Annotated in this window: 21 protein-coding genes; 7 read left to right on the top strand and 14 right to left on the bottom strand. The window is 34.2% G+C overall.

Annotation, left to right across the window (positions count from 1 at the left end):
* Window positions 1–14 precede the first annotated feature (14 nt).
* Window positions 15–1,430, top strand: coding sequence for a glycoside-pentoside-hexuronide (GPH):cation symporter (locus AC1RPG_RS01160; protein WP_481761037.1), 1,416 nt, complete (start codon window positions 15–17; stop codon window positions 1,428–1,430).
* Between the two features lie 50 nt (window positions 1,431–1,480).
* Here AC1RPG_RS01160 and AC1RPG_RS01165 read toward each other — a convergent pair whose 3' ends face one another.
* Both AC1RPG_RS01165 and AC1RPG_RS01170 read right to left on the bottom strand, forming a co-directional pair.
* Window positions 1,481–2,074 (bottom strand): YdeI/OmpD-associated family protein, encoded by a 594-nt coding sequence (locus AC1RPG_RS01165; RefSeq protein WP_481761038.1) that lies wholly within the window; start codon window positions 2,072–2,074, stop codon window positions 1,481–1,483.
* 18 nt (window positions 2,075–2,092) lie between these two features.
* Window positions 2,093–2,764 carry a YoaK family protein gene (locus AC1RPG_RS01170; RefSeq protein ID WP_481761039.1) on the bottom strand — a complete coding sequence of 224 codons (672 nt, stop codon included), beginning with the start codon at window positions 2,762–2,764 and terminating at the stop codon, window positions 2,093–2,095.
* A 176-nt stretch (window positions 2,765–2,940) separates the two neighbouring features.
* On the opposite strand from AC1RPG_RS01170, the gene AC1RPG_RS01175 reads away from it, so the two are divergent.
* Window positions 2,941–4,788 (top strand): FAD/NAD(P)-binding protein, encoded by a 1,848-nt coding sequence (locus AC1RPG_RS01175; protein ID WP_481761040.1) that lies wholly within the window; start codon window positions 2,941–2,943, stop codon window positions 4,786–4,788.
* A gap of 210 nt (window positions 4,789–4,998) precedes the next feature.
* Window positions 4,999–5,409: a peptide deformylase gene (locus tag AC1RPG_RS01180; RefSeq protein WP_481761041.1), complete on the top strand. Its 411-nt coding sequence runs from the start codon at window positions 4,999–5,001 to the stop codon at window positions 5,407–5,409.
* 51 nt (window positions 5,410–5,460) lie between these two features.
* On the opposite strand, the gene AC1RPG_RS01185 is transcribed toward AC1RPG_RS01180, so the two are convergent.
* The 3 genes from AC1RPG_RS01185 to AC1RPG_RS01195 all read right to left on the bottom strand — a co-directional run bounded on the left by AC1RPG_RS01185 (window position 5,461) and on the right by AC1RPG_RS01195 (window position 8,878).
* Window positions 5,461–6,204 (bottom strand): SDR family oxidoreductase, encoded by a 744-nt coding sequence (locus tag AC1RPG_RS01185; protein WP_481761042.1) that lies wholly within the window; start codon window positions 6,202–6,204, stop codon window positions 5,461–5,463.
* Window positions 6,205–6,313: 109 nt separating this feature from the next.
* Entirely contained in the window at window positions 6,314–7,129 is an 816-nt protein-coding gene (gene thiD / locus AC1RPG_RS01190) for a bifunctional hydroxymethylpyrimidine kinase/phosphomethylpyrimidine kinase (RefSeq protein ID WP_481761043.1), read from the bottom strand.
* Between the two features lie 189 nt (window positions 7,130–7,318).
* On the bottom strand, window positions 7,319–8,878 hold the full coding sequence (locus AC1RPG_RS01195) for an MFS transporter (protein ID WP_481761044.1): 1,560 nt from the start codon (window positions 8,876–8,878) through the stop codon (window positions 7,319–7,321).
* Between the two features lie 357 nt (window positions 8,879–9,235).
* On the opposite strand from AC1RPG_RS01195, the gene AC1RPG_RS01200 reads away from it, so the two are divergent.
* Window positions 9,236–9,637, top strand: a complete 402-nt coding sequence (locus AC1RPG_RS01200) for a pyridoxamine 5'-phosphate oxidase family protein (protein ID WP_481761045.1) — start codon at window positions 9,236–9,238, stop codon at window positions 9,635–9,637.
* Between the two features lie 51 nt (window positions 9,638–9,688).
* Here AC1RPG_RS01200 and AC1RPG_RS01205 read toward each other — a convergent pair whose 3' ends face one another.
* Complete coding sequence (locus tag AC1RPG_RS01205) at window positions 9,689–10,492, bottom strand: Cof-type HAD-IIB family hydrolase (protein ID WP_481761046.1); 804 nt, start codon at window positions 10,490–10,492, stop codon at window positions 9,689–9,691.
* A 151-nt stretch (window positions 10,493–10,643) separates the two neighbouring features.
* A complete protein-coding gene (locus AC1RPG_RS01210; protein ID WP_481761047.1) occupies window positions 10,644–12,458 on the bottom strand; it encodes a glycerophosphoryl diester phosphodiesterase membrane domain-containing protein in 1,815 nt (604 codons plus the stop codon).
* Between the two features lie 151 nt (window positions 12,459–12,609).
* Here AC1RPG_RS01210 and AC1RPG_RS01215 point away from each other — a divergent pair, with 151 nt between their 5' ends.
* Complete coding sequence (locus AC1RPG_RS01215) at window positions 12,610–13,497, top strand: polysaccharide deacetylase family protein (protein WP_481761048.1); 888 nt, start codon at window positions 12,610–12,612, stop codon at window positions 13,495–13,497.
* An 86-nt stretch (window positions 13,498–13,583) separates the two neighbouring features.
* On the opposite strand, the gene AC1RPG_RS01220 is transcribed toward AC1RPG_RS01215, so the two are convergent.
* The 7 genes from AC1RPG_RS01220 to AC1RPG_RS01250 form a co-directional block, all read right to left on the bottom strand.
* Window positions 13,584–15,023, bottom strand: coding sequence for a catalase (locus AC1RPG_RS01220; protein WP_481761145.1), 1,440 nt, complete (start codon window positions 15,021–15,023; stop codon window positions 13,584–13,586).
* A 222-nt stretch (window positions 15,024–15,245) separates the two neighbouring features.
* Window positions 15,246–16,160: a GRP family sugar transporter gene (locus AC1RPG_RS01225; RefSeq protein ID WP_481761049.1), complete on the bottom strand. Its 915-nt coding sequence runs from the start codon at window positions 16,158–16,160 to the stop codon at window positions 15,246–15,248.
* Between the two features lie 30 nt (window positions 16,161–16,190).
* Entirely contained in the window at window positions 16,191–16,613 is a 423-nt protein-coding gene (gene rbsD, locus AC1RPG_RS01230; protein ID WP_409021800.1) for a D-ribose pyranase, read from the bottom strand.
* 28 nt (window positions 16,614–16,641) lie between these two features.
* Complete coding sequence (gene rbsK / locus AC1RPG_RS01235) at window positions 16,642–17,577, bottom strand: ribokinase (protein ID WP_481761050.1); 936 nt, start codon at window positions 17,575–17,577, stop codon at window positions 16,642–16,644.
* A gap of 194 nt (window positions 17,578–17,771) precedes the next feature.
* Entirely contained in the window at window positions 17,772–18,458 is a 687-nt protein-coding gene (locus tag AC1RPG_RS01240) for a 2,3-diphosphoglycerate-dependent phosphoglycerate mutase (protein ID WP_409021802.1), read from the bottom strand.
* Window positions 18,459–18,529: 71 nt separating this feature from the next.
* Window positions 18,530–19,735: a MalY/PatB family protein gene (locus tag AC1RPG_RS01245; RefSeq protein ID WP_481761051.1), complete on the bottom strand. Its 1,206-nt coding sequence runs from the start codon at window positions 19,733–19,735 to the stop codon at window positions 18,530–18,532.
* Complete coding sequence (locus tag AC1RPG_RS01250) at window positions 19,719–20,795, bottom strand: AI-2E family transporter (protein ID WP_481761052.1); 1,077 nt, start codon at window positions 20,793–20,795, stop codon at window positions 19,719–19,721. The genes AC1RPG_RS01245 and AC1RPG_RS01250 overlap by 17 nt, the downstream gene beginning before the upstream one ends.
* 172 nt (window positions 20,796–20,967) lie before the next feature.
* Here AC1RPG_RS01250 and AC1RPG_RS01255 point away from each other — a divergent pair, with 172 nt between their 5' ends.
* Both AC1RPG_RS01255 and AC1RPG_RS01260 read left to right on the top strand, forming a co-directional pair.
* The gene (locus tag AC1RPG_RS01255; protein WP_481761053.1) at window positions 20,968–21,690 is read left to right on the top strand and encodes a GntR family transcriptional regulator; all 723 of its coding nucleotides are present in this window, start codon (window positions 20,968–20,970) and stop codon (window positions 21,688–21,690) included.
* Window positions 21,691–21,836: 146 nt separating this feature from the next.
* Window positions 21,837–24,212 carry a phosphoketolase family protein gene (locus AC1RPG_RS01260; protein WP_481761054.1) on the top strand — a complete coding sequence of 792 codons (2,376 nt, stop codon included), beginning with the start codon at window positions 21,837–21,839 and terminating at the stop codon, window positions 24,210–24,212.
* Window positions 24,213–24,226 lie beyond the last annotated feature (14 nt).

Genomic DNA, 24,226 nt, shown 5'->3' on the forward strand with positions numbered 1-24,226 from the left:
AAGGAATTAAACTAATGAAAAATTCTAAAGATTTTAAACAATATGCTTCATATGCCTTTGGTGCATTTGGACATGATGCCTTTTATGCAACACTTAGCACTTATTTTATGATTTTTATTACAAGTCAATTATTCGTTACAAAGGATGCTGGTTTCAACGCTAAAATGATTGGTTACGTCACAACTATGATGGTTGTTATTCGAATTGTTGAGATCTTTTTTGATCCTTTAATTGGTGGCGTTATTGATAATACTCGTACTCGTTGGGGGAACTTTAAACCATGGTTACTAATCGGTTCAATTGTCAGTTCAATTGGATTAATCCTTATTTTCACTGATTTTGGTGGTTTAGCTACAAGCAATCCTTATCTTTACTTAATTCTTTTTGCCATTGTTTATATCATTCTAGATAGTTTCTATTCATTTAAAGATATTTCATTCTGGTCAATGTTACCAGCTCTAAGTGTCGAATCAGAAAAACGGACTAAATTTGGAACAATTGCTCGTTTTGGTTCAACATTAGGTGCTCAAGGTGTTATTATCGTTATCGTCCCAATCGTTGTCTTCTTTTCAAAAATGTTCTCAGGTACAACTGGTAATACACAAACAAAAGCAGGTTGGTTAGGTTTTGCTATTGTTATCGGTTTGGTTTCATTCTTAGGTGCTTTAGCAACTATTTTAGGAACTAAGATTGAAAAAAATGCAATTCGTGAAAATACTGAAAAAGTTCGTTTCCGTGATGTTTTCAAAGTTATCGGTAAAAATGATCAGTTAATGTGGTTATCATTATCATATTTCCTTTTCGCTTTTAGTTATGTTATTACAAATTCACTTTTGATTTACTACTTCAATTATGTTTTAGGTAGTGCAGCTGCATTTACTACTGTTGGTGTTCTAACAGCAGTCTTAGGAATTATTTCAGTTTCATTGTTCCCAACTTTAGTTGCATTGGTTCATCGTCGTGCTATCTACCTTGGCGGAATCGCTGTCATGCTATTGGGTTACATTCTCTTCCTATTTGCTGGTACTAACCTTGTTGTTGTCTTAATTGCTGTTGGCTTATTCTTCTTCCCATATCCACTTGTTTTCTTAGCAGCATTGATGACAATTACGGATAGTGTTGAATACGGTCAATTAAAGAGTGGAACACGTAATGAATCTGTTACTTTAGCAGTTCGTCCTTTGTTGGATAAATTAGCTGGTGCCTTCGCTAATGGTGTTGTTGGTTTTGCCGCAATCCAAGCTGGTATGACAGGTAGTGCTAAACCAAGCGATATTACAAACAGTGGTTTACTACAATTCAGAATGTACATGTTCTTCGTTCCAATGGCCTTAATAATTGTTGCTGCTCTTATCTTTATGTCAAAAATTAAATTGACTGAAGCTAAACATGCTGAAATCGTTACAGAATTAAAAAAGAAATTAGATTAATATAATTAAAAAAACAGCGATCAGATAAAATCTGGTCGCTGTTTTGCTGTCTAATCGTTAAGTCCTTTACCATCAAGAATTTTCGGAATATATTTAATAATTCTAGCCTCACGCGTTTCTGTTTTTTTAGCATCTGCAAAATAACGTGCATACGTTTTTTGACGTCCAAGCGTTAACGTTTCAAAAAATTCTTCCAATTCTGGCATTTCATTCATTTTTTTCTGGAATTCCACTGGCAACACTAATTCAGTTGGTTTACCCTTAGGAACCTTTAACCCAGCCTTTTCTGCATTAATTGCTTGTTGAATGTAATCACTTATCTCTACTTTTAAATCAGTAACATCTTTTAAGCTATGAAATCTAATTTGGCGACCAACCTCAGTATGTTCGCCCGTTGGAACTAAAATACCCTTACCATCATCAATCAGAGTTCCTTTTAAGAAAAGTAATGCCATATACTCTTTAAATCCTTGAATTAAGACAATATTTTTACCATTTAGTGTATAACAAGGTTTGCCCCATTTAAATTCTTCAGTCAGTCCCGTTTCGAGTGCAAGTTCTCTTAACTGTGTCATTTCTTCTTTCCATTGTGTTGCTTTTTCTAAGTGTAAATCAACTTTTGGATTCTTTTTAATTTCTGTCATTGTCTTAACCCCTTTATTTTATAATCTTTTTTCTGGATTTAATTGTAGCCCAATCAATGAACATAACAAGAAAAATGCAGCTAATAATATCGTTTTAGTTCCCATTATCGGTACCATAGCACCCATAGAAATTGCGCCAAAAAGAAATGCTAAGACGACACCCAACATCCGCCAACCTTTAGCCATTGCGATTATATTACCTTTAACAATTCCGTCATAAAAACTTTCAGCCATTGTCCTCAAATTACCCGTCATCATAAATGACGTAAAAGGTCCTCCGTTGATTTGTCTAAATTCTTGAAGTTGAGCTGCTGCAACCATTGAAATGATTCCTGTAGATAACTGTGCTGGCCAATTTCTTGGAATAAATGCAACAATAATTAAAAGGATCGTCTCAATACCGATAACAAATCGTTGTCGTTTATTAATTGAATCTTCTTCTTTAAATCGATGTTGCAGATTTCTAGTTATAATAATACCAATCATAAAAGCAAAAATTGGAATCAGATGATCGAATATGGCCCCCCATTTCATTTGGCCCATATCAATACCTAATATAATTAAATTTCCGGTTTGCATACCAGCGAAAACACCATCATGTACGATATAGGTATACGCATCAAATCCCCCGCCGGCAAATATTAATCCAGCGAACAGTACCCTATCCAATAGTGACATTGGTTTTTTCATCAAATCCTTCTTTCAGATTGTACTTAAAATATTCTTTCAAATTAAGTATACTAAATTATCAGAAGTTAACAAGAATATACGATTAATTTTTACTATTAAAGACGTTATCAAGCGATTTTTTCTGTTTTAAAGTTTATAATGAAATTAGTTTTTATAAGACAAGGGAGATTACTTTTATGCATTTAGCCATTATTGGTGCCGGACCACGAGGTCTGATTACACTTGAACGACTCATTGCTTGGCAACAAGCAGATCCTTCAAATTCACCACTTACTATTGATTTATATGATCCATATGGTGTTGGTGGGCGCGTATGGTCACCAACTCAACCACACGAATTAATCATGAATACCGCAGCTCAACAAATTAGTTTATTCTATGGAACAAGCGTCCAATCTATTGGTCCAGTTATCCCAGGACCAAACATTTTCGAATGGGCTCAATCTGATGCTCATGATTTTATCGAAATAAATAATTATTCAGCGGATTTTTTAACTGAAATTAAAGATTTACATCCAAACGATTATGCAACAAGAGCACTTTTTGGTGTTTATATCCAATGGTACTACGCTGAATTACTTAAACGTGCCTCTAACAATATCACAATTAATTTGAATAAAAGTACGGTTACACAAATTTCAAAAAAAGCTGATCAATTTGAAATCACAACCGCCTTACCTTCAGTTAGCATCGTTGACTATGTCGTAATGTCTTTAGGTAATCTTGAAAATGAATTATCTGTCGGACAAAAAAGATTTGATACATTCGCTACAGAAAACAAGTTAACTTATGTTTTACCAGGCTTTCCAAATGAAACAAAACTAGATCATATCACGCACGAAGATACTGTTATTTTACGTGGCTTAGGTCTTAGCTTCTTTGATTTAGTGACCCGTTTGACTGTAGGCCGTGGTGGTCTATTTAAGCGATTAGAGAACGGGCAACTACAATATCAAGCAAACGGTAACGAACCTCACATTGTGGCAGGTTCGCGTCGTGGATGGCCTTATCATGCCAAAGGGGATAATCAAAAATCACCCGGCGAAGAAACTCAAGCTCATTTTTTAACGGCGGCTAAAATGGCAGTTTTCATGGAAAATGGTACCGTTTCTTTCAATGAATTTTGGACCTTATTAAGTCATGACGTTGAATATCAATATTATTCATTACTTGTCGCACAGAATTATCCAAAAATCGATTTAACAAAATTCCAATTAGCTTTCTTAAAAGATCCTAAAGTAACCGTTGAGCGATCAATTATTCTTGAAGAAGATCGCTTTAATTGGGATCATCTAGGAAATCCAATGACTAAAAAACCTAATGAAGATTTCAAAGCCGTTATGTTAGACCATTTACAAAAAGATGCAGTAGATGCAAAATTAGGTACTAAGACCGGACCATTGACCAGTGCTCTTGAGGTTTTACGTGACTTACGTCTTCCGGTTAGACAATTAATTGATAACCGTCTCTTAACAGATGATGACTATTTAACTAACTTCTTAGGCTGGTTTAATTCATTAAATAACTTTTTAACAATCGGGCCTCCTACCATTAGAGTTGAACAATTACGGGCACTCGTTGAAGCTGATGTTGTTACACTATTAGAACCTGGAATGGTCGTCGATACTAAAGATCATCAATTTGAAACATATAGTGCAAACCAACCAGATCAACGCTACTTAGCAACAACTCTAATTGAAGCACGCGTTCCTGCTGTTCATGCGACAACAGCAACAAGTCCTTTAATAAAACAGTTACTCGATACAAAAATCGCCAATCCTTTAATTTTAAATCCAACTAAAGGTGATTCTGTTATAGATGGCGCAGTCAACGTTGACCCTGTCAGCAATTTATTACTAGATGAGCATAAGACACCGCAACCTGGTTTATACTTCTGGGGTGTTCCGACTGATGGTGTTCATTGGCTAACAGCTGCAAGTCCAAGACCTTTTGTAAATGATGTTAGTTTACGCACAGCTAATGATATTGTTAAAGCTATTTTTACAGAAGAGTCACATAAATAATAATTAAAAAAGTGAATCATACCCTATATTGAGAATAGAGTATGACTCACTTTTTTAATATCTTTTACCTATTAAATTGACGTTAATTAATCCTAAAATAATAATTTTCTACTTGAGGATAACATTATATTCTAAATCATGATAAAATCATTAACTAGATATCCATCAACATTTCTTTATTAATTATGCTACTTAAATCAAAGGAGAAAAATGATAAAATCAATTATGCACGATGAAATATTTCTCGCACAAAAAGCTGAGATTGCAACTAAAAATGATGGCTCAATCGTAACCGATTTATTAGATACATTAGAAGCAAATAAAGAGGTTTGTGTTGGAATGGCTGCCAATATGATTGGTGTGAATAAACGAATTATCGTTTGCCAATTTGGTAATCTAAATGTTCCCTTTATTAATCCTAAGATTACAAAAAAATCTGGACGTTACAACGTCAATGAAGGTTGCCTTTCGTTGACTGGCGAACGTCCAGCACAACGATATGATTCCATTACAGTTGATTATTTAGACAAATCATTTCAACCACAAACCCAAAAGTTTTCAGGTTGGATGGCACAAATCATTCAACACGAAGTCGATCATTGTGAAGGTATTATCATCTAAATGAAAAAATCTCGAGAAAATAAATTCTCGAGATTTTTTTATTATTTAAATTTAAGCTTGAGCAGTTGGATAAATCGTAAATTCATTAACATTAACTTCTTCTGGTTGATCAATGGCAAACTTAACCACGCGTGCAATTGCGACCGGATCAATTCCAACTTGTTCATAAAATGACGACATCCCTGAAAGGGTTTGTTCATCCGTAATAGTATTTAATAATTCTGTGTTAATTGCTGCTGGATATAAGGTTGATGTTCTTATATTTGTTTTTTCCATAGCACTTTCTGTCCTTAGAACTTCCATTAAATTACGGACAGCAAATTTTGTTGCGCCATAAACACCTGCATCTGGGAATGATTTAATGCCTGCAACAGATGATGTTGTAATAACATGTCCATGTTTTTGTTCAATAAATATAGGCAACACTGCAGCAATTCCGTTCAATACACCTTTGATATTGATATCAATCATATCATCCCATTCATCCGTTTTTAAAGCCGATAAGGGCGAGTTAGGCATGATTCCAGCATTATTGAATATAACATCTATCCCACCAAAAGTTTCTTGTGCTAAAGTAACTAAATTCTTAACGTCACTTGCCTTAGTGACATCAGTAACGGCATATGTTGCCTGACCACCATTCTTTTTAATTTCTTCAACAATCTTTGCTAACTTAGCTTCACGACGAGCACCTAAAACGACTTTAGCCCCACCTTCAGCTAACATTCTGGCCGTTGCTTCACCAATACCACTTGATGCTCCTGTAATAACAACAACTTTATTTTCTACTGACATATCATTATCCTCCAATTTAATTAGTATGTTTACATTACTCTTTAAAGTGCACTCTAAGTCAACAAAAAAAGACTCATTTTTATACAAAATAAAAGTGAGTCTCTAGTACCTATTTATTTAAACGGTAAGCAGCGTGATATAAAGGGCCTACGTATTCATTAAATGCAAAACCTGATTTAATTCCAGCAGTTACAAAATCTTTTGCTTTATAGACAGCTTCTTTAACTGACAATCCGTTTGCAAGGCCCGCAGTTATGGCCGCTGCAAATGTACATCCTGCTCCATGATTATAAGCAGGCGTTATCTTTTCAGTTTCTAAAACCTCAAATTGAGTTCCATCATAAAATAAATCAAGCGCCTTTTCACCCTTAAGAGCTTTACCGCCTTTAACAACGACATTTTTTGCACCTAACTCATGAATCTTAATAGCTGCTTGTTTCATGTCGTCAAGTGATTTCAAAGTTCCCATTCCAGATAAAACACCAGCTTCAAACAAATTAGGCGTTGTGACTGTCGCAATTGGGATCAATAAATCACGGATAGCATCAGCTGCTTCTGGATTTAATACTTCATCTTCACCTTTACAAACCATAACAGGATCAATCACAACATTCTTAATCTCTTTTTCTAAAATGCTTTCACGAGCTACTTCTGTAATTGCAACACTACCAAGCATCCCTGTTTTCATTGCAGCAATATCTCCGCCGGCACCTGTCGTTTTCAACTGTGCTTTTACTAATTCAGCATCCATAACAGTTACGTTATGTGCCCATCCAGCATCTGGATTCATGGTAACAATTGAAGTTAGCGCAACCATACCATAAGTTCCAAACTCTTCAAATGTTTTCAAATCTGCTTCCATACCAGCGCCACCACTTGCGTCGCTACCAGCAATTGTTAAAACCTTAGGAATTATTTTCGTCATTACTAATCTCCCTTTTATTGGATGATTTATTTTTAAATTAATATTATTTTATCATACGCCTTGTTATAAACAGCGATACTATTAGGAGTCTTACGCTTCAGAAATATATCGGTATCATTAAAGAGCCACTCAAAATTTTAAATGACAGCTTTCACTTCTTATAAACCTAATGACATAAAAAAAGTTTTTTTATTTATCTAATTTTTGATCGACACTTTTTGTTTCTCTTAATAAAAAGACTGCTGCTAGAATTCCAATAATCATAATGACCAATGATGTTAAAACAACTTGAATCATGCCTTTATCAAAAGCTGTTAAAACAATCTTTTGAACTTTATCAGCATAAGGAGTCGCTATTATTTTTTGACTCCACGCAACCATATGTCCAGAAAATGCTCCTGCATTTACTAAGGCTTGCTGAATACCCGTTGCAGCTACACTAGGAATATGACTATCACTAAAACCAGTGCTCAAACTTGATTCATATGCTTTAGTTTGTGCTAAACCAAGAATTACAACGCCTACTGTTATTCCAATTTGACGAAAAACATTCAATAAACCAGATGCCATGCCAATTTCTTTTGGATTAATATTATCCATAGCAGCAGTATTAATCATCGGATTAATAATAGCGTTACCCAATCCAGTTAATACAAGAAGCGGAAGTAATTGCATGTAGGTAAAGTCCGTTGTTGTTACCTGGCTAAACGTAAATAAACCAAGTGAGGCAACGATAAATCCAAGTGAAATCATCCACTTTTTACCAAACTTGTATCCTAGAACTCCTGTAAAAGGACCTAAGACAAGCGACCATAAACTCATAGGTAGTTGATGTAATCCCGTGGAAAAGGCTGAATATCCCATATAATTTTGCATTAAACTTGTTTGATAAGCGGCTAACGCAAAGATACCAGCACCAAGTGCAAATGCAAGAATTACAACACCAACAAAATGACGATTTGTTAATAATGTTAAATTCATCATTGGCGATTTAACTTTTAACTCTACAAAAACAAAGGCAGTTAAGATTAAAATTGATGCAATTAACCATCCCATAACATGCATATCAGTCCAAGCCCAATGCATATGTTGTTCTTTTTGAATTAAGCCATAAATACCAGCAAATAATCCAACTGCTGAAAGAATCATTCCTATAAAATCAATCGATTCCCCAGCGCCATATGCAGGTGTTTCTTTAACATTTCTAATAACCAAATAAATCGCAATGATACCGACCGGTAGATTAACAAAGAAAATTGAAGGCCAACCAAAGTTCTCAACTAAAAATCCACCAACTAAAGGTCCGATTGCTGTTGAGAATCCAATAACTGATCCTAAAATACCAAGTGCTGTCCCACGTTCTCGGCCTTCAAAGTTAGACGCAACTAACGCCATTGATAAACTCATCATTCCTGAACCACCAATTGCTTGAACTGCTCGACCAAAATCAAGAACTAATAAGTTTGGTGCAAGCCCATTTACAACAGATGCAATCGTAAACAAAATTGTACTAGCGATGAAGACTTTTTTTCGTCCAAACATATCACCTAATTTTGAAACAATTAATAAACTGACTGCATACATTAACGTATATGCATTTAATATCCATTGTAAATCACTAAATGTTGTTTTAAAATCAACTGCCATACTTGGTAAAGCAACATTTACAACAGTAACATCTAAAAGGCCCATAAAAACACCTAAACTCATAGCGAACAATGCTACCCAACGATTTGTTGCTTTTTTCATTTTTTATTCTCCTTTTGTATATCTTTAATTTGCTCCACTACACCAATATAATTCATACCACATATTTTAAAGCAATAAGTTTCATTCCATTTAGAATCATGGACGACCATTTTTCCAATACCAATCGTAACTTATATCCTGACATATTACGACTCATTAGTACTGTTAAAATTAATAATCTATACATATCACTTTAGCGTCTTTCTTCGAAGTCCTTTTAGAAATCACTATTAGACTCATATAAGTATAGTTTTTTTAGCCCTATTTGCAAGTTTTTTGTAAAGCTAATATTTTGCCAATATACCTTAATCATGATAAGTTTTACTTATAATAAGTAAATAAAAAGGAGATTTTATAATGGCAAAATTAACAGAAGATATGAAAAAAATGATTCCTGAACAACTTAATTTTCTTTCAACCGTAGATGAAAATGGGTTCCCACAAGTTGGTCCTAAAGGATCAATGCGTGTTTTTGATGATACGCATTTGATTTATAATGAAGAAACAGCTAAACATGCATTACACAATCTTCAAAATAATGGCCGTGCAGCTGTTGCTGTTATAGATCGTCCTAATCTAAAAGGCTTCCGGTTTGAAGGCACAGCACATTTAATTGATTCCGGTAAAATTTTTGACGATGCTGTTAAATTTGGTGAAGAACGCCATTTACCAAAAATGTACTATGCTGTCATCATTGATGTTGAACGTATTTACAAATTAGATGCTGGCCCAACTGCTGGTGATTTAATTGCTGATTAAATATTAAGACAAAAGGACTAAATCCCGTAAATGGGATTTAGTCCTTTTGTCTTATTTTTGAGCTAATTGTTCTAAAATAGCTAATCCAACACCATCTTCATCATTCTTTTTTGCATGATGATTAGAAATATCTTTATTAATTTGATGACCATTCTCCATTGCATAACTGATACCTGCAGCTTTTAACATCGATATATCATTCAAATTATCGCCAATTGCCATCACTTCTGACATAGGAATACCCATACTATCAGCAAATTTTTTCAACGCAATCCCTTTTTGTGCATTAACATGATTAACTTCAAGATTATTATCCCCTGAAGAAGTCACAATGAGTGTTTCATTTTCTTCAATTTTATTTTTTAAAACAGATAAGTCATCTGATTCATCCGTTTTTCGAATAAGAAATTTAAACAAATCTATTTCAGAATCATCAATAATTTCACTGTAATCGTCTATATAATGAATAGGATTTAAGTTTAATTTGATAACCGCTTCATCATATTTAAGAGGATCATCTGAATAAACACCTTTTGACGTCATAACTTTGAAAAAGGCATGTTCATTCTTCAAAAATTTAATGAGTTTTTGTGCCTCTTTTTTTGATATTGGAAAACTATTAATTTGTTTGCCTTCCTCAGTTACCGTAGCGCCCCCATTATAATTAATCATCGGTGCACTAATACCTGCTGCGTCAATTAAGGGTTTTACCTCATCATAACTTCGTCCAGTGGCAACAACAAAAGTCACTCCCATTTCTTGAGCCTTCTTAATAGCCGCTGCGTTACCCTTCGAAATACTATTTTCATTATTTAATAACGTGCCGTCCATATCTGATGCGATAATTTTAATCATACTTACTAGACACTCCTCTGATTTCAGTTTAGTAGCAACTTAAGCATAGCATGCCACCTAAATAGTGTAAACGTTAACATCTAGACAAAATTAAAAAAGACTACTAATCTATAGTAATCTTTTCTAATTTATGTTTCCTAACCTAACTAATTTAATTATCGATTGTTATGCTAATTCCCGTTAATCTATTTGAGAATATTGATAATTTACTTGCATAACTTGGATGATCATTATTAGCTTGAACAACTTGTTTAAGTGTACCAAAGTCATCCGTAATAATACCATCAACGTTCATAAATAACATCTTTTGCATAATCGTTTCATCATTTACAGTCCAAGCATAGACATCCTGGTTCTTATCATGTGCCTTGCTCACAAATGAGTCATCTAGAGTTGTAGCTTCCATAGTGTACGCATTTGCTGGTGTTTCTGGAAATGATATATTATATGGAATAATAAAACTGATATAAAGCTTTGGTGCTTGTTTTTTTACTTGTGAAACAACATCATAACTTAAAGAATGAATTCGATCCTTATCAGCTAATAGTCTTTTTTGATATTTTTTAACAAAGTTTTTAGTCATATTGGGACTATCTTGCGGAGATACTTTGATTTCAACTAATAATTTTTGATGATTCTTCTCTGCTGCCTTTAAATATTCATCGAAACTTGGAATTTTAGCTGAATAACCATTTTCACGAACAGTTAATGCTGTTAACTCGGATAATGTTAAATCATGTACTGTCCGATTAACATTCGCTAAATTTTCCAAATTTGGATCATGCATAACAACAAATTTATGGTCTTTTGTTTCTTGAATATCCATTTCGATGTAATCAGGTTTCTCTTTAGCTGTTTTTTCTAAGGCAGGAATGGTATTTTGTACACCATTTCCATCATCAACTCCACGGTGAGAAATAAGAACTGGATAGTCATTTAGCATCCCCTTTAAGTAAACATAATTATAAATAGAAGCTGTCCCTGCAACTAGTATCAGGAGAACAACGACACTAACTTTCTGTAATTTAATAAAGCGTTTCTCTTTATAGAATGTTTCTTGAACGGGTTTCAAATGCGGTTGTTGTTCTTCAAAAACATCTAGCGCAATACCTAACAACATAGTCACACTTAAAGCTAATACGATTTGTCCTAAAATTTCCAAAATAAACAGATTAAACATCACAATCATAAATGCTTGATTTTGAAAATGATTATCTACATAGTTCTGAATTAGGAACAAACTAATTTGAACAATTCCTGATATAAAAGCTATAGAAGCCGTAATTACTAATCCTTTTGTGACGGTTATCCAAAATTTGCCACGTCCAGCTTCCCAACTTTGTTTAATTAAATGACCGATTCTTTTTTCTGAACTAAACAACATAGTTGGAATAAAACTAATTAATCGGATAGAGAAGAAAAATGCTACACCATAGACTAAAAGTATTGGGCCCCAGATAGCTGGACTTGTCCACATATCTTGAAGAATAAAATCTGGAATAGTCACCTTATTTAATAAAGTAGATGTAAATAAGACTTGTCCAAATGGTAAAATTAAAACGAAGTAAAAAATAACGAGCAACGCTGTTAAAGGACGTAACTCTAAAACGTCATGAATTGATTGTTTTAATAATGACTTAAATTCAATTTTTAAATCATAACGAATAGCTTGAATACCCCTGATCATGAAAGACATTTGAATATAAACAATACTTAATATAACTAATATAACAAGGATAAACTCAATTAATAATATAGGTTTATCCTCAATAACCGAAATAATGTTAGTATAGGTTAAATATTCGACTTGGTTACTACTAAGTATCTGGCTTACCACCCAAGTTAAGATTGGTTGTACCACTGCAGATAAAATATAATTAGTAACAACTACTAAAATAAAATACAATTTCCAGTGTTGAAAAAATTCCTTATAACTTTGATTTAAAAAATGAAATGTTCTACGCATATTTTCCCCCAATTAAATATTTAATATGTACTTTATACTATCATAGCCTTACCTTTTTTTACATTTATTGACTTTATCCGCGTAAAAATTGAATCTTACTACCTTAGCGTGGTAAATTAGATAGTATCGTTTCTCATAAAAGGAGTTCATCATGTTAAAACATAAAAAAGGTTGGTTTATCTTATTATTCTTAGTCCTAATCGTCTCTATTGGTTCATTATTCTTTTTCATTCAAAATTCTCACTCCGTTTCCAATACTAATCACCAAAAAAATAGCTCTAAAAAGGTAAGTTCATCTTTACCCAAGAAAACTATTAAGAAAAATAAGCTCATTTCAAATACTAAAATAGACAGTTCGCATTGGAAATCATTTAAGGGCCAGACCGAATTTCCAATTTTAATGTATCATAGTATTTCTGTTGGAAATTCACTTCGTATTCCTGAAGCACAATTTGCCCATCAAATGCAGTGGCTTAAAAAAAATGGTTACTACACGTTATCACCTGCTGAAGCTATCGAAGTTTTTAAAACACATAAAAAACCTGCTAATAAAATTGTTTGGATTACTTTTGATGATGGTTACAAGGATAACTATGAAAAAGCTTATCCTGCTCTCAAAAAATATCATCAAAAAGCAACCATCAACTATATTACAAGCCACTTTGGCCACATAAACAAACTAACTATGCCACAAATGAACGAGATGCGAAAATCAGGTTTAGTAAGTATTCAAAGTCATACTGTCCATCATGAGGAACTTAATCAGATGACCGATGCACAACAAACTTTTGAATTTAAGAATTCGAAAAAATGGCTAAACAATAAATTTCATCAAGAGACATCAATTATTTGTTATCCAGTTGGTCGCTTCAATAACCAGACCGCTAAACTTGCTAAAGATGCAGGCTACAAACTTGGTCTAACGACATTACCAGGACTCGCTAATGAAAGCCAAGGACTATTCACCTTGCATCGTGTCCGTATCTCACCCGATTTATCAGATATTTCTTACAAGTATCTTTTAGAACACGGCATGTAAACAACACAAAAAAAAGGAATAAATCGCTGTTTGATTACAGTGATTTATTCCTTTTTTTTGTTAAACATTTTAATACACCGAAAGAATTATTTAATTAAGCTTAGTTCTAACCCTAATGCTTCTGCGACACGTGTTCCGTATTCCTTATCAGCTTGATAAAACTGTTTAGTTTCACGAATCTTTATCTCAATATCTTTAACTTGTCCCAGATTTAATTTAATATTTTCAATTAAACGTGCTTTTTCATCAGTAGGTAACAATCGATATAATTTACCGGCAGCAGTATAATAATCCTCATTTACTGAATAGTTGCCTACTTTTCCATCCAATGTATCACCATGAACTTCTGCATGGCGATTTTCTTCAGGTCCACCTAAACTGTTGGGCTCATAGTTAACATCACCGTTCTGATTTTGCGCCATTAAACCATCTCGTTCATAATTATGAACCTCATTTTTAGGACGGTTAGTTGCCAATTGTTCATAGTTAGCACCTAATCTATATCTTGCAGCATCTTTATAACCAAATAAGCGTCCTTGGAGTAATTTATCTGGTGAGGCTTCAATTCCTGGAACGAAGTTAGCTGGTGAAAATGCTAATTCTTCAATATCTTCAAAATTATTTTTTGGATTTTCATCTAAAACCATTTGGCCAATTTCAATTAATGGATAGTCCTTTTGCGAAATAACTTTCGTAACATCAAAGATATCTTGCGGATAGGCTAATCCTGCTTTGTAAGGCACAATTTGTACGGCTACTGTCCAACTGGGGTAATCTTGATCCTCAATCGCATTATACAAATCATTTTGTAAGTAATCAGAATCTTTTCCTCTTAATTCTTCAGCAACCTCATTACTTAAATTATGAACACCTTGGTTTGTTTTGAAATGATATTTAACCCAAAATTGTTCACCTTGCTTGTTTACCCATTTAAAAGTATGACTTCCATAACCGTGCATCATTCGGTAACTAGCAGGGATCCCACGATCACTCATAAGCATTGTTACTTGGTGAACTGTTTCAGGTGATAACGACCAGAAATCCCACTGCATATCCTGACTTCTAGCATGCGTTTTTGGGTCACGCTTTTGGGAATGTATAAAATCTGGGAATTTCAAAGCATCATTAATAAAGAAAACGGGCGTATTATTACCCACAATATCGTAGTTACCTTCATCTGTATAAAATCTTACTGCAAATCCTCGTACATCTCGATAAGTATCCGGATAACCTGCCTCACCAGCTACTTGTGAAAAACGGGTTATGACTGGCGTTTTCTTGCCCAAACCATTGAAAAGACCTGCCATAGTATAATCACTCATATCTCTAGTTAATTCAAAATAGCCTTTAGCCCCTGCCCCTTTTGCATGGACCACTCTTTCTGGAATACGTTCTCGATTAAAATGTGCCAATTTTTCTAGTAATTGGTAATCTTGAACTAAAACCGGTCCACGAGCCCCAGCTGTTTGTGAATTTTGATTATTCGCCCATGTTTGACCTTCATTTGTTGTTAAATCCCCCATGATGATTCCTCCTATTATCTTATTTATAAGTCCAATCCTAGCACCTAAACTGATAATTACAATTATTTTGACTTTTATAACTTGAATCGGAAAGTAGGTTTTAAATATCATAGTGAGTTCTAGTTAATGTTTATTTTTTTATCATTTTATGACATTTTAAATCAAATAATAACAAAAAGCCTTGATAACATAGTATTGTTATCAAGGTTTTAAAATTAATTTTATCTAGTTTTTTAAGAAAACTGTTACAGAAGCCGCAATTACAATTAGTATAAGACCAATAATAATAACTAACCATTCTTTACCCGTTTTTTTAGTGCGCATAACGACAATTCCTGAAATCGTTGCTCCAACAATTGAAACTTGTGAAAGGACGAATCCAGTTGCCAATCCAAGCATTGCAGGTTGAGCTGAAACTAAATAACCCAATGCTGCCATTGCAAAGAAGAAACCAGAAAAAATTTGTTTGTACGTAACACTTTGTGTAAAAATGTTATTTTTATTTTTCGTTAATTCATAAATTCCAAGAATTAATCCAAATGCTGCCATCCCGATAGCTTGTGCTAAAAACATATGCATACCATCAGTATTTTTAGTATATTGTGGAAGGATACCATATAATGAATAACCAACTTGGGCAATCAATAAGACACCAACTGCCTTTGTAAGTAGTTCTTTATTTCCAGCTGATTTCTTTTCTTGATAAGTTGTCATATAAGCTCCAACCAAGATAACAAATACAGCGATGAATCCATATAATTTTGATGAAACTGGACCCCAGTTACCAAGCATTACAACACCCCAAACTACATTTGCTGTAATTTGGAAAGCTGTTGAGATTGGCATTGCTTTAGCAGAACCTAAAGCATTTCCATCCTGATCTTTCATCCCAAAAGCCATAATAGTTAAAACATTTCCAAAGGCCCAAGCTGCCCCTGAGAAAAATGCTAACCAAAAATTAGAACCTTGTAACATGGGCATTCCCATGACTAATGAAAGGACGATTGCAACAATCAAAGTTCCCCATGTTGCTCCAAAAATACCTTGAACTGGTTTACCGCCAAAATATGATACTAAAGTTGGATATGCACTCCAACCAATAATTGCTAAAAGTGAGAAAAATAATCCTAACATATTCATTTTTATATCATCCTATCCTTATATTAATAACTATTTAATTGCTTCGCCTTCAAAATCAACATTTGATTCCAAAACGATATTTGAAAATGGTGTGATTTCACCTGTTCGTACTGTAGCAATATTATTATCATCACGACTCATCGATTTCAATTCATCATGTGAAATGAAAACAACTTCAACATCATCATCTAATAAAGCCTTGATAGCAGCATATTGTTCAGGATTAACCGTTTTAATTTCTTCAGCTAAAAAAGCTTTTTGAATTTTCATTTCAGAAAGTGTTGCAGCTAAAACATCAATAAATAATGGTAATCCACGTACGATTGAAAGATCAATTTTACGTCCATCATCCTTAATTGGTAGGCCTGAGTCACCAATTGTTAACCATTGTGTATGTCCAATTTCAGAAATAGCATTTGATAATTTTGTATTCAAAAGATTAGTTTTACGCATAATTTATCTCCCATTCAACAATTTAAATTTATTTATTAGCATCCAAAACAGCTAATACAGCAGATTCAGTTGGAATACTTGGTTGTGCACCAGCATGTGACACCGTTACAGATGAAGCAGCTGATCCATAACGCATAGCTTCAGCTAAATTATCTAAATTAGCATGTAAACGTGTTGCTGTAGCACCAATAAAAGTATCGCCGGCAGCAGTTGTATCAACAGCCTTAACCTTAAATGCTGGAACGACTCCTTCTTCACCATTATCACGCATGTAGAAAGAACCTTCTGAGCCAATTGTAATGATTACGGTATTAATTCCACGTTCAAAATAGTACGCAGCATTGTGTATCATTGAATGTTCATCAGTCACTTCTATCCCAGTCAATAAGAATGTTTCATGTTCATTTGGTGTAATAATATCAGTTAATTCTAATAATTCAGCTGGTAGTCCACCATTTTCAGGCATTGGAGCTGGGTTCAAAATTGTTTTAACACCATGTTCGCGTGCAATCTTGAAACCTTCAATAACTGATTCTGTTGGAATTTCTAATTGCGCAATCAAAAAATCTGATTCAGCAATGGCAGCTTCATGTGCGCGTACATCAGCTGGTGTCATATCAGCATTAGCGCCACCATAAATATGGATAATATTATCGCCTGTTTCGGCTGAAACAGTAATATAAGCTTGTCCAGTTTCTTCAGTATCTGAAACAATCACATGTTCAGTGCTTAAGTTTTCAACATTCATATTCTTTGAGGTATCAAATTCTTTACCAACTTTTGTAATCATGTTAGTCTTTGCACCAGAACGTGCAGCGGCAACACCTTGGTTCAATCCTTTTCCACCCATTGCTTCAACTTGATGATTTGGTGTGTGTAAAGTTTCGCCGCTAGTTGCGAAACGGGGTACAGAAACAACCTTATCAATATTAGTTGAGCCCAAAACAGTAATAACTTTTGCCATAACGTTTCTCCTTCATTTCTTTGATATATTTATCAAATAGAATGTGTATTCGATTACATCAATATAATACATATTATTTGCTTTGGCAAGCGCTTTCTGGTTTTAACTGCTAAAACTACCGACTTTTTCGCCAATTATTGACTAATACAAAAAAACCTGATGACATAAAATTGTCATCAGGTTTTTTATTAATATTAAAGTTTAATTTTGCTTACGATGTTTAATTTGTCATCAAGATCGTAAACAACTGGTTCGCCAGTTGCCATTTCAACGCCCATGATGTCTGCATCAGAGATGTTTTCAATGTATTTTGTAAGGGCACGTAATGAGTTACCATGTGCAGCAACGATTACATTTTTGCCTTCAAGTAATTTAGGAGCGATTTCGTCTTCCCAGAAAGGAATAACACGTTCCAAAGTAACTTTTAAGTTTTCGCCACCTGGGATAGCTTTAGGATCTAAATCAGCATAACGACGATCGTTAGCTGCTGAACCTTCATCAGTTGCGCTTAAAAGTGGAGGTAATGTATCGTATGAACGACGCCATACAAGAACTTGATCTTCACCGAATTGTTCTGCTGCTTCGGCTTTGTTTTGGCCTTGTAATGCACCATAATGACGTTCATTTAAGCGCCATGATTTGATTTCAGGAACCCATAATTGGTCTGAACCTTCAAGTGCGTAATGTAATGTTTTAATAGCACGTGTTAAAACAGATGTATAAGCTTGATCAAATTCGATTCCAGCTTCTTTAATCTTTTTACCAGCTGCTTGTGCTTCAGCAACGCCTTGTTCGCTCAAGTTAACATCTACCCAACCTGTGAAAAGGTTAGATAAGTTCCATTCACTTTGTCCGTGACGAATAAATACTAATTTTGCCATAAGATAAAATCCTCTTTTTCTATTTTTAGTTTACTGGTTTATTTTACACTGAAATGAAATAAATTAATAGTCTAATTTAAGCGATTTAGCTTTGCACTTTTGAGTCCCTTTAACAACTGATCAACAGCTGTTTGAACCGTTCCTAAATCAGTTGCCAAATTCATTCGAATAAAGCCTGGCGTTTCTTCACTAAACCATTGTCCATAATCAATAGCTAAGCCACACTCATTCTGAATAAATTCTTTCATCCGACTGGGATTTACATATGCTGAAAGGTCAATCCACATCAAGTATGTGCCTTCTAGTTCACTAATTTTAATTTCTGGAAATTTATTGACTAATTGGTGGCTGACTTCTAAATAATTGGTCCTTACGATACTCAGAATTTCATCTAACCAAACTGCTCCTGAACGATAAGCCGCCTCTCCAGCAACACATCCCATTAAACTACCCTCAGGTTTGTTCAAACGCTGTACCATTTTATCGTACTTAGCTCGTAATTGCGCGTTTGGAATAATGATATGCGAGTTTTGTAAAGCAGCTAAATTAAATGTTTTTGAGGGAGCATTAACGACAACCATATTATCTCGATAACGACCTTCGTCTATTGATAAAGCTGATACAAATGGTTTTTTTCCCACAATTAAATCTTGATGAATTTCATCCGAAATTACCATCACTTTATTTTCACGACAAATTTCAAAGAGTTGTGTCAGTTCAGCTTCAGTCCAGACGCGACCAACTGGATTATGCGGTGAACAATGAATAAGTAATTTAACGTGATTAGCTTTCATATCTCGTTCAATTGCTTCAAAATCCATTTCATATTGATTATTTTCATGTTTCAAAGGTGTTCGTACGATACGTCTGTTATTATCTTCAATTGCACTATAAAAAGGGTAATATACTGGTGTTTGAACTAAGACGCTATCACCTGGTTCCGTCATTAAATCGACTAATTGATATAATGAATTTACAACCCCTGTTCCAAATCTCATCCATTCCTTATGCAGTTCAATCCCATAGCGAGATTGTTGCCAATCAAAAAAGGCATCATAATATGAATCAGGAATTGTTGAATAACCAAAAACACCATGTTGTACCCGTGCTATTAAAGCATCAGTTACGGCTTTAGGTGCTTTAAAATCCATATCTGCAACCCACAGTGGCAATAATTTATCATCGCCATATTGCTCTTTTAAACTATCCCATTTAACTGAATTTGTATTTTTTCTATTCACTCTAAAATCAGCTAAAAATTTATTTTTCTTTACCATCAGTTTGACTATCCTTCCTTATTCCTTTAATTTTACCAATCCGTCCTTTAGATCCAGGAATTGACTTCACACCCAAGATATCCAAGAAGAATGTGAAAATGGGAATTCCGACAATCAAGCCCCACGTTCCAAATAATTCTTCACTGACTAACAAGATTACAAATGTAAAGAATATAGGTAGTTCTGTCCGACTTGACATAAATTTAGGATTTAATACATATGATTCTAATAAATGAACGACCATTAACATAATTAAGATGTAAACCACATCACGTACGCCACCAACCGAATAACCAACTAAACTTAATGGAATACATGAAATTAATACCCCTGCGACTGGAATTAAACTTAATAAGAAAATTAATATTCCTAAAGGCAAGAGCTGTGGCATATGCATGAAGTACAACCCAATCACAGTAATAACTGTATTAACAGTTGCGATAAAGAATTGTGCTTCAATAACGACACCAAATGATTTAACAAATTTTTCACCAAAGAAGTAAATATCCTGGAAAAACCAACCAAAATCACTTGATAAAAAGTTTTTTGAGAAATGTGTCATCTGATCTTTTTCAATCGTATAAAAGAAGCTTAAAATAAGCGATAATAAAAATGTTGCTGCCATAAAACCAATGCTCGTTATATATTGAAATACAAGCGTAAAACTACTTTTTAATTGTGGCACAATTTGAGATTTACCAATAGATTTAAGTACCCATTCCATCACAAGATTTGTATCTTTACCTGGATGACGATAAAAATTAATCACATAATGTGCCATTGAAACTGTTTGCGAAACTAAAATAGGAAAATACTTAGTAACTGCCAAATAAAGCAGCGCGATAATTGCCAGATATACTCCTATAACAATTATTCGACTATTAATTGATGAATGTCTTTGAATAACATTTATCAATCGGACTACTAAATATGTAAATATAAAAGTTAATAGAACAATGCTAATGACATCTTTCGCAAGAAAAATAACACCCATAATTACACAAAGTACAACAAATCTACGTAACTTAATATTTTCAATAAAACTTTGCCAAATTTCCAATAGACACACTCCTTTAACTATAGTCTTCATTGTACAAAATATTTACTAAAATGTCTGTAATTCTTACCTTTTTGTTCTAAAATAATTATCTCTCCGGAAAGTTGACGACTTGTCGTCTATTAAAACTTATGGTTAACTATGAAGATTGACTCTACGAAAGGAGTACTCTTGTATGGCTGAATTAATTTACAAACAACTGATTAGTAAACTTAAAAAAAGAATCGCTGCAGATGAATTTCCCGACATGAAACTCCCTGATGAACGTAGTTTGAGTGAAACTTATAAAATTAGTCGTAGTTCAGTAAAACGAGCTCTTAGCCAAATGGCTAACGACGGTATTATTTTTAAAAAACGCGGTTCCGGCACCTTCATTAATCCCTTATATTTAAAAAATAAAACCGTTTTTAATTATGAAGGCTCTAACTTAGGTGTTACAGACGGATTTGAAATGAATGGTAAAAGCCCTAAAGTTAAAGTACTAAGTTTTGAAGTTATTGCGCCCTCAGAAGATTTACAACGCAATCTTTTCTTAGACACAGATGATTTTGTCTACAAGATTGTTCGCTTACGTTTATTTGAAAAAACGCCTTTTATGATTGAAACAGGCTATATTCCAATTAAGATTGTTCCTAATTTATCTCAAACAATTGTTAAAGGATCAATTTTTAATTATTTGGAGGATATTCAGAATCAATCAGTTACTAAATCGTCGCTTTCAATCTACGCTGAACCATCAGACGAAAATGATCAAAAACTTTTAAATTTAAAACCAACTGAACCAGTTAGTATAATGGATGGTATTTTCTTCTTAGATAATGGTACCCCATTTGAATATTCAAGTATGAGATTTCATTATAAATTTTCTAAATTTAATACTTTCATGGCCGTTAAATAGGCTATTTAACGGCTTTTTATTTACTTTTTAAAATAATTGGTACGTTCCAATGAATTAAATGATTGACTTTTATTTAATGTTTGTTATTATGAACATATAGAAAGCGCTATAACTTTAGCAAATAAAACATATAGGAGTGTGTAACTATGACAGAAACTGATTTTTCATCTAAATCATATTTAGATAAAGTTGATGCTTGGTGGCGTGCAGCAAACTACCTTTCAGTTGGACAACTTTATTTAAAACAAAATCCATTATTACAAACTGAAGTCGTACCTGAAGACATCAAAGTTAACCCTATTGGTCATTGGGGAACAATCTCAGGCCAAAACTTTATTTACGCTCATTTAAACCGTGCAATTAATAAATATAACTTAAACATGTTCTATATTGAAGGACCTGGTCATGGTGGCCAAGTTATGGTTTCTAATGCTTACCTTGATGGTAGTTATACAGAAATCTACCCAACAATCACTGAAGACTTAACTGGTATGCAAAAATTGTTCAAACAATTTTCATTCCCAGGTGGTGTCGCTTCTCATGCTGCTCCTGAAACACCAGGATCAATCCATGAAGGTGGCGAATTAGGTTATTCATTATCTCATGCCGCTGGTGCTATTCTTGATAACCCTGACGTAATTGCTGCTACAGTAATTGGTGATGGTGAATCAGAAACTGGACCATTAGCAGCAAGTTGGTTCTCAAATGTCTTCATTAACCCAGTTAATGATGGTGCTGTATTACCAATCCTTGATATGAATGGTTTCAAAATCTCAAATCCTACAATTTTATCACGTAAATCTGATGCAGATTTAACAAAATACTTTGAAGGTATGGGTTGGGATCCAATTTTCGTTGAAGGAACTGATCCTGAGATCATCCATCCTGAAATGGCTAAAAAAATGGATCTTGCTATCGAAAAAATTAAAGCAATCCAAACTGAAGCTCGCAAACACCCAGCTGAAGAAGCAACAATGCCTAAATGGCCTGTTATGATTGTTCGTACACCAAAAGGCTGGACTGGTCCAGAAGTCTGGAACAACGAACCAATCGAAGGCTCATTCCGTGCTCATCAAGTTCCAATTCCTGTAGACCAACGTCACATGGAACATGTTGATGCTCTTGTTAAATGGATGAAATCATACCGTCCAGAAGAATTATTTACAAAAGACGGTCAATTAATTCCTGAACTAAAAGAAATGGCACCTAAAGGCAACCAACGTATGGCAATGAACCCTATTACTAACGGTGGTATTAATCCTCAAAAATTAGTTATGCCTGATTGGAAGAAAAATGCTGTTGATACATCAACTCCAGGTGCTGTTACAGCACAAGATATGATTATTTTCGGTGACTTCGCTCGTGATATTATTGAAGAAAACCCTAAAAACTTCCGTATCTTCGGACCAGATGAAACAAAATCAAACCGTTTGAATGCTATCTTTGAAGCTACTAACCGTCAATGGTTAGAACCAATCAAAGAAGGTAACGACGAATGGCAAAGTCCTGTAGGCCGTGTTCTTGATTCACAATTATCAGAACATCAAGCTGAAGGTTGGATGGAAGGTTATGTCTTAACTGGACGTCATGGTTTCTTCGCTAGTTATGAATCATTCTTACGTGTCGTTGATTCAATGTTGACACAACATTTCAAGTGGTTACGTAAAGCCAAAGAACAAACATGGCGTAAACAATACCCATCATTGAATGTTATTGCAACATCAACTGTATTCCAACAAGATCACAATGGTTATACTCATCAAGATCCAGGTATGCTTGGTCATTTAGCTGATAAGAAACCTGAATTTATCCGTGAATATACACCTGCTGATTCTAACAGTTTATTAGCTGTTATGAATAAGACTCTTCAAAGTGAAGAACTTATTAACTTAATCGTTTCAAGTAAACAACCACGTCCTCAATTCTACTCAGCTGATGAAGCTCAAGAACTTGTTGACAATGGTTTGAAAGTTATCGATTGGGCAAGTACTGCTAAGGGCGATGATGCTGATCTTGTTATTGCTGCTGCTGGTTCAGAACCTAACTTAGAAGCTTTAGCTGCTGTTAGTCTTTTAAACTCAGCATTCCCAGAATTGAAGATTCGTTTCATCAATATTGTAGATATCTTAAAATTACGTCATCCTAAGATTGACCCTCGTGGTTTCTCTGATGAAGAATTTGACGGTTACTTTACAACTGATAAACCAGTCGTATTCGCATTCCATGGTTTCGAAGCTATGGTTCGTGACATCTTCTATGATCGTCATAACCACAATGTTTCAATCCATGGTTACCGTGAAAATGGTGATATCACTACACCATTCGATATGCGTGTCTTGAACCAAATGGATCGTTACAACCTTGCTAAAGATGCTGTCTTACAAGCTGGCAACTTAGGCGCTGCAGGCGATAAATTTGTTAAAGAAATGGAAGCTATGGTTGCTAAACATGAATCATACATCCGTGAAAATGGTGATGATCTTCCAGAAGTTAATAACTGGAAATGGACTCCACTAAAATAGTAAAACTTTAAACG

It is taken from the genome of Dellaglioa sp. CoH-57-MRSF-18, assembly GCF_056781995.1.